At 44.4% G+C, this 16,487-nt stretch carries 9 protein-coding genes; 2 read left to right on the top strand and 7 right to left on the bottom strand.

What is annotated here, in order from left to right:
• Window positions 1–20 precede the first annotated feature (20 nt).
• Complete coding sequence (gene pgl, locus L0U88_RS13220; protein ID WP_234866541.1) at window positions 21–752, top strand: 6-phosphogluconolactonase; 732 nt, start codon at window positions 21–23, stop codon at window positions 750–752.
• A gap of 263 nt (window positions 753–1,015) precedes the next feature.
• On the top strand, window positions 1,016–2,185 hold the full coding sequence (locus L0U88_RS13215; RefSeq protein ID WP_234866540.1) for a T9SS type A sorting domain-containing protein: 1,170 nt from the start codon (window positions 1,016–1,018) through the stop codon (window positions 2,183–2,185).
• A 102-nt stretch (window positions 2,186–2,287) separates the two neighbouring features.
• On the opposite strand, the gene L0U88_RS13210 is transcribed toward L0U88_RS13215, so the two are convergent.
• The 7 genes from L0U88_RS13210 to L0U88_RS13180 all read right to left on the bottom strand — a co-directional run bounded on the left by L0U88_RS13210 (window position 2,288) and on the right by L0U88_RS13180 (window position 16,440).
• A complete protein-coding gene (locus tag L0U88_RS13210; protein ID WP_234866539.1) occupies window positions 2,288–2,707 on the bottom strand; it encodes a Dabb family protein in 420 nt (139 codons plus the stop codon).
• 25 nt (window positions 2,708–2,732) lie between these two features.
• Window positions 2,733–4,421 (bottom strand): CRTAC1 family protein, encoded by a 1,689-nt coding sequence (locus tag L0U88_RS13205; RefSeq protein WP_234866538.1) that lies wholly within the window; start codon window positions 4,419–4,421, stop codon window positions 2,733–2,735.
• A complete protein-coding gene (locus L0U88_RS13200; protein WP_234866537.1) occupies window positions 4,409–5,761 on the bottom strand; it encodes a vanadium-dependent haloperoxidase in 1,353 nt (450 codons plus the stop codon). Before L0U88_RS13200 ends, L0U88_RS13205 begins: the two co-directional genes overlap by 13 nt.
• A 5-nt stretch (window positions 5,762–5,766) precedes the next feature.
• Window positions 5,767–9,087 carry a VCBS repeat-containing protein gene (locus tag L0U88_RS13195; protein ID WP_234866536.1) on the bottom strand — a complete coding sequence of 1,107 codons (3,321 nt, stop codon included), beginning with the start codon at window positions 9,085–9,087 and terminating at the stop codon, window positions 5,767–5,769.
• 72 nt (window positions 9,088–9,159) lie between these two features.
• Entirely contained in the window at window positions 9,160–11,040 is a 1,881-nt protein-coding gene (locus L0U88_RS13190) for a RagB/SusD family nutrient uptake outer membrane protein (RefSeq protein ID WP_234866535.1), read from the bottom strand.
• Between the two features lie 10 nt (window positions 11,041–11,050).
• Window positions 11,051–14,287, bottom strand: a complete 3,237-nt coding sequence (locus tag L0U88_RS13185) for a SusC/RagA family TonB-linked outer membrane protein (protein WP_234866534.1) — start codon at window positions 14,285–14,287, stop codon at window positions 11,051–11,053.
• A gap of 356 nt (window positions 14,288–14,643) precedes the next feature.
• A complete protein-coding gene (locus L0U88_RS13180; RefSeq protein ID WP_234866533.1) occupies window positions 14,644–16,440 on the bottom strand; it encodes an acyl-CoA dehydrogenase FadE in 1,797 nt (598 codons plus the stop codon).
• Between the last annotated feature and the right edge of the window lie 47 nt (window positions 16,441–16,487).

Here is a 16,487-nt window from a genome sequence, read left to right as displayed (position 1 = left end):
CCGGTAAAACTTTATAGTATATGCAACTCCATGTCTTCCCCAATGCTGAAGCAGTAGCAACCGAAGCAGCACATTTCATCGTTCACCGGATCAAAGAAGTACTGAGCCGGCAGGATCGTTTTACCATCTGTTTATCAGGTGGTTCCACACCCAAACGCCTGCACCAGCTACTGGCGGAAGAACCCCTGCAAAGCCAAATTGATTGGAGTAAAATCCATGTATTCTGGGGAGATGAGCGGTATGTTCCATTGGAAGATGATCGCAATAATGCCAGGATGGCGTATGACACCCTGTTAAATAAAGTGAATATCCCGGAAGAGCAAATTCATGTTATGCGGACGGATTATGATAGTCCGGCTGATTCAGCCGCCGCCTATGAAAAAATACTACATCAATACTTTGACAATCAACCACATAGCTTTGATCTTCTCATCCTTGGTATGGGTGATGACGCCCATACGCTTTCTCTTTTCCCAAATACAGAGGTAATTCATGAGAACACCCGGTGGTGCAGTTCTTTTTTCCTGGAACAACAGGATATGTTCCGGGTAACCATTACCCGGCCGATTGCCAACCAATCAGGCTGTATCTTATTCCTCACTACCGGCTCGGGTAAGGCAAAAGCATTGGCAAACGTACTTGAAGGACCAAGAGATATCGACCAATACCCTTCCCAATCCGTTCAAGCCACGGAAGGAACTACCATCTGGATGGTGGATGAGGCTGCTGCCGCAGCACTCGAACGTCGTTGATCCCTCCCCCTGAATTCCTGCAGAAAATACGGTTAGACCCGAAGAACTACGGTTTTTTTTGGGTAAAAATGCTATTCATCGAAGAAAATCGCCTTATCATCGAATATAGGTGCTTACCCTTAGTAGAATTAATCTAAGTGTTTACCTTTGTGTTGTCATCGGTAGAAACCCTATACCGATCTACAGATTAAACCTTATCAACCCTATACCAGAATCGATCCTCGTCCTACCAAAAGCCGATTAAAAAATTAATCGTACCAGAAATGAAAACTATTCTTCTTAAGAGCATACCCATGCTCTGCCTGATCATCTTATGCGCTGTTACGAGCGAAGCGCAGTTCAACAACGGGGCTATTCCCGCTAACCGATCAAATGCTTTATTGGCTCAACGTTTTCAGGGACTTCATCCAAACGAAGGTGATGCTGAAGTGATTTACGGGACTCCGGACTTAACAGCAAGAGGAAATAGCGATGATTTTGATTTTGAAAATGAACCGGAAATCCGTTTCACAATTGTTTACAATCCTTCCAGGAATGAATTCAATAATGAAGTAGAAACATATGATAACAGAGGTCGTCGTGAAGACAGAGAAAATGGACAGATAAATAACCTCCGCAATTTTTTAGGAAATCGCAAAAGTGCAGATCTGGCCAATATGAATTACCTGCAGTTGGATATGGGTATTGGAAACAATGGAAGTAATCGTGGTACCATGATTATTGACCAACTGGTACTGAATGGCAGAAATATTCAGGAAACCTTTACCGTAAACCCGCGCGACAATAACTCCGTTCACCTGTTGGATGCAACACTTGCCAATGGATTTACACTGACCGGACGGATCCGGATTTCTGGAAGTTTTAACAGCAATGGCAACCAGCGTCGCAACAATTTTGTTCAGTTTTCAACCGGTTATTTCTACGACTTTTCAACCCTTCCCCTGGAATTTACCAGCATCAAAGGGTTTGCTGAAAACGGTCAGAACCGCATCAACTTTACTACCGCTGATAATCACGAGGCAAAAACTTTCTATATAGAGCGTTCTGAAGATGGTATGAAATATGAAACAATCGGCCAGGTAGCTACAGTTAATGGTCGCACCGGTCAATATACGTTCATTGACAAAACACCTTTGCAGAATGGATTCTACCGCGTACGTGGTGTAAACATCCTGGATCGTATGGTTTATTCAGATGTTATCCGGATCAATCAAAGCTTTAGCACCATGCGTGTTATCAACCAGGTTGGTCGTACGGAATTAATATTCTCTGAGTCGAAAGCAAGAAATATCAAATTGTTCTCCTTCTCAGGTCAACTTGTAAAACAAATCAATTTCAATAGCAACCGTCACGCTTTTGATCACCAGGGACTGCAAAAAGGTATGTACGTTATGCAGGTGAATGGTGAAGCCATCAAAATCATGGTGCTTTAAAAATACTACACGGTTCGATTAATTTGGAAGGTGTAGAGGATCACTTCTGGTAGAGTTCCTGGACTGTCCGTTTTCTAACAAGCGCAGCCAGGAATCTTTTTTTTATTTGGCCTGAACACTATCGTACACCACCACTTTCTCCCAAAGCATGCTGCATTCCTCAATAAATTTGAGATGTATTGGATCACTCTGGTAAACTTCCTGGTCTGCATCATTTTTAAATACTAGTAGCCAGGACACTTGATAACTGCGCTCAATCACCTCCCGATTGGTAGCTGCAGGAACACCGATATGAGCTGATTCAATCGTTTTAGCCTTGGTTAGTCTTTGTAAACCCGCTATCAGCTTTTGCTTGTCTTCCTGGCTATCGGGATTTTTAAGCCAAAAGAATACATGATGTATAAACTTGTTCCTGAGTTGGGCAGTTTCTTCTTCCAAAGAGGCCGCGCCAAGTCCTAATCCGCTCATAATTGTAAGTTTTCCGGTTGATGAAATGAATTCACGACGGGATTGTGTATCCATGTTTACTTGCTTTAAAGTGTTGAAACTACGATTTTTTTTTGCGCAGCACCCATACGGTAAGTCCAGCCATCACAACCCCAAAAGCTATCAGCCCATACATCCAATTCATCTTTTTTGTCGGCTTTGGTATTTCCCTGATAACCAAAAACTGGTTGGGTTTCACATTGGTGAGTACTTGTGTATTTCCACCCGTCCATTGCACAATCAAAGAATCAATGAGTTGATTAGCCCCAATCCCGAAATGTGCAAGAATGGAATTCTGAGAAACATGACTCGATCCGCCGCCATCAATTTCACGAATCATCGCAGTTTTTCCAACTACCAGTTTAACCCGGGAGCCAATCCCATTGGACTCTGCATCTACACCTTCTAATCCTACGGAGATCCAGTTTCCGGTTTTCGAATCATTGCGGTATAAGCGGGTAACAGAACTGGCAGGGTATTCGGCGCAAATTGCTTCCTGGTTAACCACCAGCACATCCAGATCACCATCCTTATCATAATCAAATACCACGGAGCCTCTTCCCATACCATAATCCTGCAATCCAACCTGCCTTGCAATTTCCTGAAACCTGCCCCCCGTATTTTCAAAAAAATAATCGCCAATCGGATTACAGTTAGGGTTCAGGTCACCATTTGCAACATATAAATCCAGATCGCCATCCTGATCAAAATCCGCAAAATTCGCTCCCCAACTGATTGCGATATAATTACAACCCAATTCCTTAACACGATTGACAAAAAATTTCCCTTTCCCCTCATTTACCATAAACCAGTTAAACCGGATATTGGTCATATAATAATCCATCCAACCATCATTGTTGAAATCACCCGCAGCTGCACTCATTGAGTTGATACGTAAGTCCATTTGTGTAGGCTTACCTACTTCCTGAAAATAAACGGAAGGGTATTTATTTTCATACAGGAGATTTGCAGTACGCTTATACCCAAAATCATGGTTAATATACAAATCCTGATCCCGATCATTGTCGAAATCTGTAAAGATCCCGCCAAATCCAAACCCTGCTATATTCAAGCCATACCCTGCACCCACCTCCCGAAATCGCTTCCCTTTTTCATTCAGAAACAAATAGCCTTTTGCAATCTGATTCGCACCCACCACAGTTTCATCGGTAATGCTCGCCAGGTTGCCTGTAAACTCATTGAAATAGTTACCAATATAGAGATCCGGCCAGCCATCTGCGTTGATATCGCCAAAACTTGCAGCAGTACTAAATGAAAGTAGTTCTCCGAAACCAAATTCTTTGGTCACATCCAGAAACCCTCCTTTCCCATTATTCAGAAATAATAAATTAATCGCTCGCGGAATAACCGGTGGGTTTTTAATGGTTGTCATTGTAGTAATCACCAGATCAGGCCAGCCATCCCGGTTGATATCCGCACTTGCCACTCCATTGGTAACATAATTACGGGTAGTGGTTAAACCTGTAGTCTCCAGTATCTCGCTGAATGTTCCATCCCCATTATTTTTATACAGCTGATCTGATTTTTTACCTCCTGTAATATACAGGTCTTCCCATCCATCTTTATTAAAGTCAAATACACAGGCACCACCGCCAAACAATCCCTCATGTACTTTATATACATGCCGGATACCTGCTTCTGAACTAATATCAGTAAACTTCAGTTGCGCCATTAATGGAGAAAATGCAAGCAGGATTAAGCCGTTTAACAGGACAATTATTTTTTCCATTTCAGGCGATTTACATTTTGACCAATTTCTTTTCCTTTCTCTAATCCTTTCTCATTATCCATAGGTATATGGATACCTCCATAAAATCGTGAATTAGCTGTTTCTTCCGCTACAGCCCAAAAGGAGTTAAAGGTTCTGGCCTTAAAACCAACTTTGCGAATTGGATCTTCCGGTTTTCCTATATGTGAGCTATCCGTAAACCGAAAGAAATCTCCATACAGGTCTGTCAGAACTGTTGCTGCCGCCGCTGCTTGAATGGCATGCCCTGAAGGGAAGGCCGGGAATGGCGGATCCGGCCAGAATGACTCCCAGTTTGGATCAATATATTCTGGTATAAATGTATTGGCCCTCTCCGTATAATATTGAAATTTCCACTTCCAGCAATTCCTGAAGGCATCTGCAACGGCAATACCTATGCGCGCATAGGTCTCCGCACAAGTGATCAGATCCGGTTGCTGCTGCCGGATTGCTATGGTTCCCAATGAATAGGAATGACCAGGTGGAGTAAAACTTACATCAGGATCATCTCCCCACCAGATAGCGGCTTCCTTTTCCTCCAGGGTAAGCATTTTATTTTTTTCATACACCTGCCGGAACTGTTCAAAATACGGAGACCCGGGTGTCGTATCATATGGCAACGGTACCGGTGCGTCCATCACTGAATCCGCTACCAGGAAACATCGATTTTTGCCCCAATGCGGATGAAGTGGATAATGACTGAACGACTGTGCATACAACGGCGGCTTCCACGAACCAGGAAATGTCCGGATCGGAAGTTGTTTGTCAAAGTTTTTTAAATAAGCCCTGTGACCACCATCCGTTTTTGACCACTCAAAAATTTGCATGGCGATGGTTTTGCCATATTGAATGGATCGTAAAAGCTCCTCTTCATCCTTCACCTGTTTTCTCCATCGCTGCTCAATTGCCGCTTCCAGTGAGTCAATTCGTTTTTTATTGGATGCACTGGTTTGTATATAAATAGATCGGAGTATTTCTGCCTGGCCTGCATTTAATGCAAGTTGCCAATTGTAATCAAACCGTTTTTCAGGTAAGGCCAGTGAACCCAATCCATTCAATTGAGGGGCAACAGATTGGTAATCTGAATATCCCTGTACAATGGACTCGTACATCGTAAGTCCGATATATCCAAAGGCTCTTGATGCAAATGTTGGCGAATTGGAAGGCGTATTTTGCGTCAGGTAAGTGGTCATTTCTGCCCATGCCGTGGCCAATTCCGCATCCGTTGGCGGAGGGAATACGGAAGGTTTGCAGGACCAACTCAGGATCGTCCACAATATCAGTGGCCAGCAATACTTTCGGTTATTGACTCCGTTCAGCATTCTGTTTATTTTCTAATTGTAACTGCTTTTACTGGTTCACCAACTACTCCAATTAATAGTTTATCATTTACCTGAAGAATGGATCGGATGTTTCCGCGAATAGCCAGTCCGGATTTCCTATTGGAAACCCATGCAAATCCTCCCTTTCCGTCCCCCTGCAGCAATCCGCCATAAGAGGCATCCATCTTGCCCAGCCGGATTTTTGCTGAACTGCTGTTGCCACCGAATAAAATATCCAGGTGACCGTCTCCATTAAAATCCAGGGGTTCGATGGCATATACCGGTGAGTATTGTACCTCAGCAGGTAACGATGATTTCACCCACTTTCCATCTGCAGTACTGAGGTAAAGAACCGTCTCCGTTTGAGTTGCCTGCAAATGGTCCGCATTGTTTAATGCAGACTTATCAAAGAGTTCATCCATCGTTACATCCGCGTAAGTTTTGAAATTCGAAAATCGTTTACGCATAACCGGTAGCTGTCCAATCAATTCATCACGCGTCAGATACGGATACTTTTTCCCCTGCAAATACATACTGAATATCGGATCAACCGAACCATTCCCGTCAAAATCGGCATAATACATTTCAGCCGGTTCCTTTTTACTGATACGTATTTGTGTATTCAATCCCAGGTTGCCTGCCAGTATATCCGGTTTTCCATCTTCATTTACATCGGCTGTCACTATTGTATTCCAAAATCCAGATTCAGCATCCGGTAAAAATTCAGCAGTACGATTTTTTAATTTTCCATTTTGATTTCCAAATACGGAAACCGGCATCCATTCACCTGCCACAATCAATTCTTTTTGCTTGTCGCCATTCAGATCCACCCATAGCGCCGTTGTTACCATGCCTATTTTTTCCAGTTCCGGCGCCAGTTCAGCAGTAGCATTCCTGAAATTACCTTTTCCGTCATTCACCAGTAGAGCAGATACCGGCGGTTCCGGATAACGGCCGGGCACCACTCTTCCTCCCACAAAAAGATCCAATGAACCATCTCCATTGATATCTTCCACAGCAACTGTAGAACTACTGGAACGCAACTCCGGAAGTCCGGCTGATTTCGAAAACTCCAGTTTGCCAGAGTTGATATACAACCGATCCTGCAGTCGTTCGTCACCCGGCTGAAAATCATGATACCCCCCGCTTACTACATAAATGTCCGCATATTCATCTCCGTTAGCATCAAACACAGCTATTGCAGCATCCTGGAATTGTTTATCCTGCTCAAAAACCGGTATTTTTTTTTGTGAAAAGCCGCCCCCCGCTGTTTGAATGTACAATGCAGTTGGTTCACCAGGAGTGCCCCCTATCAATATATCTTCCAGTCCGTCTTTGTTGATATCCGTCTTCACCATACAGGGACCCTCATGCGAAAACTGGTGCAGCAACAGCGATTGCCGGTTAAAATCATTGATGGCATTGTCTGCAATGCTGTGTTTAACCGGACTTGCAATTGCCCTGAAAATGGGATCAGAAGCAATGGGTAACCGGGGTTTTTCAAGTGCATCTTTTTCCTGTAAGGTGACAACCTGATTTATGCCAACCTGCTTCAGGACCTGCACTTTACCACTGTTCCAGGTTACAACCAATGAATCCACGATAGAATCCTTACCAGTTCCAAAATGTAACTGATAACTTACATTGGATAAATAACCTCTTGCAGGATATTGCTCCAGCACCTGTATACCATGCTTACTATAACACACCGCCTTTGCTCCAATACCTAAGGTATTTGGCGAATTGCCCAGTAATTTAACTCCCAGGTAGTTATTGTCACTTTGTGCAGCAGCGGTATTCCGATATACAAAAGCAGGCTGGTTGATATTATTAACAATCAGGTCCAGGTCACCATCCTTGTCAAGATCGGCATACACAGCGCCATTACTATTGGATACCTGGTCCACTCCCCAGCTGGCAGCCATATTTTTAAAACCGGATGCTCCTGTATTTTTAAAAATGTAATTCTTTACATTGGAAGATGGCATTTGCTGAATAATTTCCATTACATCCTCCCGTTGTAATCTTCCCTTTTGCTCTATATAGGAATTCATGTAATGAATGAAATCAAGGTTGGTAAAATCCTTTAGGTAACCGTTTGTAATGTGCAGGTCTTTCCATCCATCATTATCAAAATCAGCCAACAAGGCCGACCAACTCCAGTCCGTATTGGAAACCCCCGCTTGCTGTCCTATTTCACTAAAGGTCCCATTGCCATTGTTCAGGTGCAACATGTTGCGCATGTATTGGTAATAGAAACCGTTATTAAGGTTCACTGAAAACTTCTCGTAGTTATCAGGTGACATCAGCAGTTTTTGCCTGCGGTTATCTTCCGGTAGCATATCCAGGGTGAAAATATCCGTCAACCCGTCGTTATTAATGTCCGCAACATCATTACCCATTGAAAACTGGCTGGTATGTCCCATGGCTGTCTCCAACTGGTTGATAAAACCTCCTTTCTGATTGTTGATATACAGAAAATCAGGCACTGCATAATCGTTTGAAAGATAAAAGTCAGGCCAGCCATCATTGTTGAAATCGCCGATTCCAATTCCCAATCCGTAACAAAGTTCAGAACCATTAATGCCTGAACCAACAGTTACATCTGTGAACCTTCCATCCTGCTGCTTAAAAAGTCTGACTCCTTTTTCCGGATTATCCTGCGCATTCATTTGCCGGGTCTGCACATCATTCAGAATGGGAAGATTCTTGGGATTGTGATTCATCAATAACATATCCAGATCGCCATCCCGATCATAATCCAGAAAATAGGATTGATTGCTGAAACCCGTTTGTGCAAGTCCGTAAGCTTCTGCTTTCTCTTCGAAAACCGGTATACCCGACGGAGAATTGCCGGTATTGACAAACAATTGGTTCTTTCTTTTTTCCGCCGGCATGGCACCGGAATAACATAGATAAATATCCAGCCTTCCATCCCCATTGATGTCTATTGCATTCACGCCGGATTTCCAGGGTCCGGGCCTTCCTCCTGCCATTGTTTGCAGGGTAATATCTTCAAACTTAAAATCACCCCTGTTGAGGTAGAACTTATTCTCTCCCATATTAGAGCTGAAGTATAAGTCCTCGAGTCCATCACCATTGAAATCACCGGTTGCAATCCCTGCTCCATTGTAAAAATATTCATACATCAGGATATTTGTATTCAACCCTTCTGTAAGCCTGTTCTCAAAGGCGATTCCGGTTTGTTCTGCCGGCAATAATTCAAAAAGGCCGTTTTCAGCCTGAGTAGAAGCCGGTTCGTTTTGGTTATTACAAGCCGTTAAATAAACGACCAATAGTAGTATAAATAAACTAGGTGATTTCATGAAACAGTTCTATATAAAAAGAATCTATCCCAATTTAGGAATAGATTCTTTTTATTCTTCTGATCTTTCTTATTAGTATCCTGGATTCTGAATCAGCTTGTCATTCCGATTCATTTCATCCCTCAGGATAGGACGGTAATACATTTTATCATCCCATTTCCTCCGTTCGTTTTCGTTATTATCCACCACGGTATAGGTATAGTTATACCGCGACTTATCATGCCGATACGGAATATGCGGAGTGGCTCCACTTTTCAGTGTACCATTTACGATGATGCTCTTAATACCTCTGCCTACTGTTTCAGACGCAATCATCCACCTGCGGGCATCATGATATCGATGCTCTTCGAAGGCAAGTTCAACCCGCCTTTCGTTGCGATAACGGTTGACCAGGTCCTGACCAGCATCTGTTACAGCCGGCATACCTGCACGGAAACGAATTTTGTTAAGCCATGCCCGGGCCTCAGCTTCTTCACCTAATGCTATACAGGCTTCAATATAATTCAGCACTACTTCTGTGTAGCGGACGAAGGGCCAGGGTACCAGCTGAAAATTGGACTGGTTATCCGGTAACGCCGGGTTTGGATCAATAAACTTGCGGTTGTAGTAATGCGTCCTGGATCCATTCCAGTTTTCTACGGAAGAGGCACGGGTATCAATACCATTGATGGTTCCGGATCCGTTGTTGTAATAACCAGTTTGGATTTGGCTTACCGGATCAAGTCCGATTACATCAGAAGGCCGGGGTTTCCAGGGTGCACCATCATACAGCACAGTTGCATAAAAGCGGGGGTCACGACCAGTATAGGGGTCCGCTTTATGATCCGGGTCATTCCAGTCAAATTTGCTGCCATCCATCATTTCATAATCATCTACCAGTTGCTGAATAGGCGTATTTCCTCCCCAGTTATGATAACCATTCGGACCATTGTTGATTCCAAAATGCAAACCACCCAGTGGCCAGTTGCTTTCCTGTGTATATAAGCCGGAAAGTGTTCTAAAAAAGATCAGTTCAGCTGCCGCAGCTGCATCCGCTTCCGCAGCCTTACTACCGCCACCCATTGATAACGAAACATAGTTATTCTTGCCTTCCTCGGCCGATACCGGAGCTGTAAGATCGAGCTTATATCCGGTGCCTGCATCTATCACTGCTTTAGCTGCGTTTTTTGCCGCTTGCCAGCGTGCTGTTCTGTCGCCACCATTATATGCTACCAATTCAATATTAGAGAATGAGCTGAGTGTAGCAGATTTAGATTTTGCGGTATTCGCATCGTGTAAATCACTGGCAGCATACAGCAATACTCTTGATTTTAATGCCATTGCTGATAATTTGGAAGCGCGACCGGGAGTAACCGGTTTACCATCCAGCAACAGGGCTGCACTATCCAGGTCAGATACAATAGAAGCCACAGTTGCTTCAAAACTGCTCCTCTCAATGCTGTAATCTTCATTTAGTCCATACGGACGTTTAACCAGCGGAACACCTCCATAGAAGCGCATCAGCTGCTGGTAGTAATACCCTCTCAGGAAATAGGCTTCTCCAAGAAGACGATCCTTTAATGGCTGATCATCAAAGGATGCGCCAGGCAATCTGTTGATGGCAATGTTTGCATCCCGTATTGCTTCATACATGGTATTCCAGCTATACGTGCCACTGAACCAGGCAGGGTTCGAAGGGGTTTCGGCTCCTTCAGTGAAGGTGTTGATATTTCTTCCTGCATGGGTAAACATCGCTTCATCCGTATAAGCAGCCAGCATCTGTTCCTCAAACCCACCATAACCCAGGTAGGAGTACACATTGAACACGAATGCCTGCGCAAGCGGACCATCGGTCCAGGTCGACTCACTTGAAAACTCGTTCTGAGGTTCCGTGTTCAGGAAGTCTTTTTTACAAGCACCGGCTGTTACTAAAACTGCCAATGCGATCGTGGTAATTATTTTCCCGTTTTTCATCTGTACTAGTTTAAAAAGTTACACTAAAGCCCAGGTTGATCACTCTCGCCTGCGGATAATAAACACCACTCTCAACAGTTGCCTCCGGATCGTACACTTTCATCTTATCGATGGTAAATACATTCAATCCGTTCGCAAACACGCGGAGATTGCTGATCTTAATGCGCTGCAGTAATTCGGGTGATAAACTATAGCCGATTTCAATATTCTTCAGACGCATATAGTTTTTACTGAACATATAGTATGTGTTATTACCATAGTTACCTCCGGTGAAATAAGTATCACCCCTGCTGGCCAATCTTGGATGCACACTGCTGGGATTGTCAATGGACCACCTGTTCTTATAGAAATATTCCAGGTAGTTACCAATGTCTCCGGACTCTGTCTGAATTCTGATCAACGCTCCGGTAGCTCCCTGGAACAACATACTCATATCAAATCCTTTGTAGCGAAGATCAAAGGTTGCACCATAGTTAAAGGTGGGGGTATTGTTTTTATCCAGTCTAACCGCATCATCGGCATTGATCTTATTGTCTCCGTTCACGTCCCTGATCTTCATATCTCCCGGTAACAGCTGACCGGTTACCCCACTATAGTCAACCGTATTTTTATTAATGTCGTCCACATCACGGAATACTCCATCGTACTGGAAGGCCAGGAAGGCTCCGATCTGCTTACCTTCCATCCGCTGATAATCCGGAATACCCGGGGTTTCAGACATGAACACCACTTTGTTTTTCGCATAACCACCATTGATACCGGCACGGATAACCAGGTCTTTGCCTGCTCTTGCGTTGTAATTCAAAGCAAATTCAAAGCCCCTGTTGTCTACTTCACCCAGGTTCTGTGGTGGCAAACGATCCGCAATACCAGACGAACCCGGCGTAACACCCGTATTGGGTATCAGGATTTTTGTCCGGTTATTGTAGAAATATTCCAATGTCAGATCAAACCTGTTATCCAGAAAGCTCGCATCCATACCGATATTATAGTTCTGCGCACGTTCCCAGGTAAAGAAGGGGTTGGGCAGCAACCGCTCGAACAGCGTATTCTGTACCTGACCATTGATCGGGTATTGTCCGCTCCCATAAATGGATAGATAGGCAAACTCCTGTAGTACACCATTGTAAAGGATCTGGTCATTACCCATCTGGCCATATGACGCACGTAATTTCAGGTTATTAACGGCCTTAACATTCCACCAGTTTTCATTGGAAACGTTCCATCCCAATAAAACTCCGGGGAAGAAACCAAAGCGGGAATCTTCCGGGAACATATAGGAACCATCATAACGCCAGATAAATTCTGCCAGGTATTTTTCTTTGTAGTTGTACTGAGCACGACCATAATAACCCAAACGGGCACGTTCATACGCAGTACCATCAGTACGCTGGTTAGCAGTTCCACCTGCTGCAATCTGCGCAACTGCAGTCGAAAGGAAATCTCTCCTGTAAGCAAGGAATCCTTCGCCCGAAAAAGTTTCACGGGTAACCCCCACTAACACTCCAATTGAATGATCATCCCCGATTCGGGTATCATAGTTCAGCATCCCTGTCAGGTTCGTATTCAAAATGGAAGAGAAGGACTGTGTCAGACGTGGATCAGTAAAATTCGAACGTATGGCCCCAACCAGCAAAGGAGTTACACCATCTGCCTCATAGGAGATCTTATCCCAGCTGTAAAGCCTCCATGGAGTCTGCCAGGTTTTGTTGGTGGATGTGGTTTTATCCACAGCACCCGACAACGTAAGCTTCAGGCCTTTGATCCAGGGATTGGTTATTTCAACGGAACCATTGCCCTGCACAAAATCTGTAGGGTTTTTCTGGTAACCGGTAGCATTGGTGGTAATTACATATGGGTTCTGTCCATTCTCAATATCCGGCCCCGGCAATCCATTTGGCCATACTTCCGGCTCAGTAGGACGACCTCTCATCAGCATTCTGAAGATCGCACCGGCGTTTTCCGTAGGAAAGTTCCTGTCTTCTCGTCTGGCCAGAATTCCTACATTGACATTGATGTATGGATTTACTTTAGCTGTCAGGTTGGTGCGGAAATTATACTGCTTATAATAAGTAGCTGAGTTCTTATAATAAGCATCCTGGTGAACATATCCTAATGAGGTAAAGTACCGTACATTCTCATTACCACCTGTCAACTGCAAGTTGTGTCTGGATTGTGGCGACCAGGTCTTAAATGCATCCCCAAACCAATCGGTATCAGGATGGCCCCAGGGATCACTTCCGTCCCTGAATTTCTGTACAGATTCAGGTGAATACTGAACGCTGGGTACACCGGGATAGGTGCCTGTGGCCTGAATAGACTCCCAGGCAGCAGCCCAGTTGGCAGGAGCCACATTCCGGTAAATCGGCAATTCATTCATGATGGTGGCATACTGATAAGCGTTGGCCATTTTCGGAATCCTTGCCGGCTGGCTCCAGCCCTGGTTGAAATCATACGTAATCTTTGGTTTGCCGGAAGCCCCTCTCTTGGTAGTTACAAGGATCGCACCGTTTGCCGCACGTGCTCCATAAATAGCCGCAGACGCATCCTTCAATACGGAGATGGACTCAATATCTTTTGGATTCAAACGACCCAAACCACCATCACGGTCAGGAATACCATCAATTACAATAAGCGGACTACTGTTACCAAGGGTATTATTACCCCGGATACGCATGGTGGCACCATCATAACCTGGTTCACCACTGGTTTGAATTACGACCAGTCCGGGTAAACGACCTGCTAGTGAATTCGACAAATCAACCGCCGGTGATTTTACCAGCGCATCTCCTTTTACCGCCGCCACCGCACCGGTTACTGTAACCTTTCGTTGGGTACCATATCCCACTACCACAACATCTGATAACTGCTCATTGGCAGCAGACAGCGTGATCGCAACAGAATTGGATGCCGTCAGGTCATATTCCAGGGTTTTATATCCAACAAAGCTGAAAACAAGCGTTTTATCGCCTTCCCCAATAGTCAGTTTAAATAAACCATCGTCATTCGTTGTGGTACCGGAAGAACGTCCTTTAACCGTTACACTTGCATTGGATACGGGATTTCCCTTTTCGTCCGTTACACGTCCGCTGATTTCACGCCCCTGCTGATAAGGAGCTTCCGCATAACCATCCGGAGCAGCGAGAACGGGATATGGAGACGAAACCCCCAGCCCGAGCGCAGCAGCGAGGATCAGGGCAGCAAAGCCCTTTCCATTTAGCTGGTTGAGTTTAAATGAAGCATTCATTTAAGTAGATTAAAAATGATTGAATTGGATTAGAGTTAACAGGTGCGTCCTGCGCACCCTGCTTTATCGCCAAAATCGGACGTAAAGCATTAGCTATCAACAGATAAACAGGGAATTTTAAATAAGAGGAATAGGTCACCCCGAACATGGCGGAGCCAGAGCAGCAATCGTGACATAAAATTGGTTTTAGCTTGGTTACAATGTTGAATATATGTTAAAATTTATAACGGTCAATCAAACACTTAATATTTTTTTTAAAAAATGTTAAAAAAAACTAAACATATGTTCAAATTCTTGTAGGTATAAAAAAAGGAGCCTTAGGCTCCTTAAGTGTAAACATTTATAAAATATGAATTTTAGAGGGGATAGCGATTGTCCGCAAGTATTTTCGCGGAGATCCTTCGTCTTGCTTCCTTACTATTGAAGGCCGCCGCTTTAGTGAAGCGTTTCAAGCCCAGTAGCATCATACGTTGCTCATCACCATCCGCAAAAGCATTGATGGCGTCTTTTCCATATTTATTGATCTTATCGGCCACATCATACAGATAGGTTCTTGCCATATCAGCTTCCAGCTGGCATTGTCCTTCTCCACGCTGGTCGGTCAGCTTCATCAGGCGCAGTAAGGCGGATTCCGCATTATAAGTCAGAATGGCCATATCGGCAATATTCATCAGGATTTCCTGTTCAGCTTCTATCTTCATCTGAAGCTTCTGTACAGCTGCCCCCGCAGTCATCAGGATGGCCTTTTTGAAATTCGCGATGAGTTTTTTCTCTGCATCAAATGGTTGCTCATCACCCGAACCAAAATCTGGAATACTCATGAGTTCTTTCATGACCGCCATGGCCGGGTTAAGCAAATCCAACTTGCCTTTCATGGCGCGCTTTAAAACCATATCAACGGTAAGCAGCCGGTTAATTTCATTCGTTCCTTCATAGATCCGGTTAATCCGGCTATCTCGATACGCTTTTGAAATGATGTATTCATCACTGAATCCATTTCCTCCATGAATCTGTACCCCTTCATCCACCACGAAGTCCAATACCTCGCTTCCAAATACTTTCAGCATGGCACATTCAATGGCGTATTCTTCCGCAGCTCCTAACAAAGCTTCATTAAAGGGTTTGCCGCTGCCAAGTAATTCCACTTCTTTATTGTCGATCCATTTGCTGGAACGGTAAAGTGCCGATTCGCATACCCAGATCTGGATTGCCATTTCCGCAATCTTGTTTTTAATCGCACCGAAATTGCTGATGGGCTGTTTGAACTGCTCCCTTGTATTGGCATACTCGATGGAGGTATTAAATGCCCGCTTGGCTCCACCCAGTGCGGCGGCACATAATTTAAGGCGACCAATATTCAGGATATTAAAAGCGATGATATGCCCCTTACCGATTTCTCCCAGTACATTTTCAACCGGCACTTTACAATCCTGGAAATACAATTGAACAGTGGAGGATCCTTTGATACCCATTTTGTGTTCTTCCGGACCCTGCGTAAATCCTTCCATTCCACGCTCTATAATAAACCCGGTGAACTTATCACCATCCACTTTGGCAAATACAGTATAGACATCAGCAAAGCCACCATTGGTGATCCAGCATTTCTGCCCATTCAGAATATAATGTTTCCCGTCTTCGGATAGCTTAGCCGTGGTTTTGGCCCCTAACGCATCAGAACCGGAATTCGGCTCTGTCAATCCATACGCACCCTTCCACTCTCCGGTTGCCAGCTTCGGAATGTACCTGGCCTTCTGCTCCGGTGTTCCAAAATAGAGAATGGGCAGTGTGCCTATCCCGGTATGTGCCGCTACTGCTACAGAAAAAGAAAATCCACCGCCCAGGCCTTCGTTAACCAGGGTAGCAGTAATGAAATCTTTCCCAAGTCCGCCGAATTCCTCCGGAATCGATGTTCCCAACAAGCCCTGCTCACCCGCCTTCTCCACCAGGGAAGGCATTAAACCCTGCTCCAATTTATCAATCCGGTCTACAATAGGTAAAACTTCCGTGTCCAGGAAACTGGCACACATGTCTTTTACCATTTGCTGCTCTTCGTTAAAATCCTCCGGTATAAAGGTTTCAAACGGGGAACTTTCCTTGATCAGCCATTCACCACCCTTCAGGACGGTCGCTTGTTGTTGGGATGCACTGGACATAGTTATATGATTAAATAGTTAAAGGATCAATTTCTTCTGACATCTCA

It is taken from the genome of Flavihumibacter fluminis (genome assembly GCF_021491375.1).
Classification (GTDB): domain Bacteria; phylum Bacteroidota; class Bacteroidia; order Chitinophagales; family Chitinophagaceae; genus Flavihumibacter; species Flavihumibacter fluminis.
The sequence above is the reverse complement of the archived record's forward strand: the minus strand, read 5'-3'. Positions and strand labels throughout refer to the sequence as shown.

What these genes read in the sequence shown, in the direction of transcription:
- pgl (WP_234866541.1), top strand. Translation starts at nt 21, where the DNA reads ATGCAACTCCATGTCTTCCCCAATGCTGAAGCAGTAGCAACCGAAGCA.
- L0U88_RS13215 (WP_234866540.1), top strand. Translation starts at nt 1,016, where the DNA reads ATGAAAACTATTCTTCTTAAGAGCATACCCATGCTCTGCCTGATCATC.
- L0U88_RS13210 (WP_234866539.1), bottom strand. Translation starts at nt 2,707, where the DNA reads ATGGATACACAATCCCGTCGTGAATTCATTTCATCAACCGGAAAACTT.
- L0U88_RS13205 (WP_234866538.1), bottom strand. Translation starts at nt 4,421, where the DNA reads ATGGAAAAAATAATTGTCCTGTTAAACGGCTTAATCCTGCTTGCATTT.
- L0U88_RS13200 (WP_234866537.1), bottom strand. Translation starts at nt 5,761, where the DNA reads ATGCTGAACGGAGTCAATAACCGAAAGTATTGCTGGCCACTGATATTG.
- L0U88_RS13195 (WP_234866536.1), bottom strand. Translation starts at nt 9,087, where the DNA reads ATGAAATCACCTAGTTTATTTATACTACTATTGGTCGTTTATTTAACG.
- L0U88_RS13190 (WP_234866535.1), bottom strand. Translation starts at nt 11,040, where the DNA reads ATGAAAAACGGGAAAATAATTACCACGATCGCATTGGCAGTTTTAGTA.
- L0U88_RS13185 (WP_234866534.1), bottom strand. Translation starts at nt 14,287, where the DNA reads ATGAATGCTTCATTTAAACTCAACCAGCTAAATGGAAAGGGCTTTGCT.
- L0U88_RS13180 (WP_234866533.1), bottom strand. Translation starts at nt 16,440, where the DNA reads ATGTCCAGTGCATCCCAACAACAAGCGACCGTCCTGAAGGGTGGTGAA.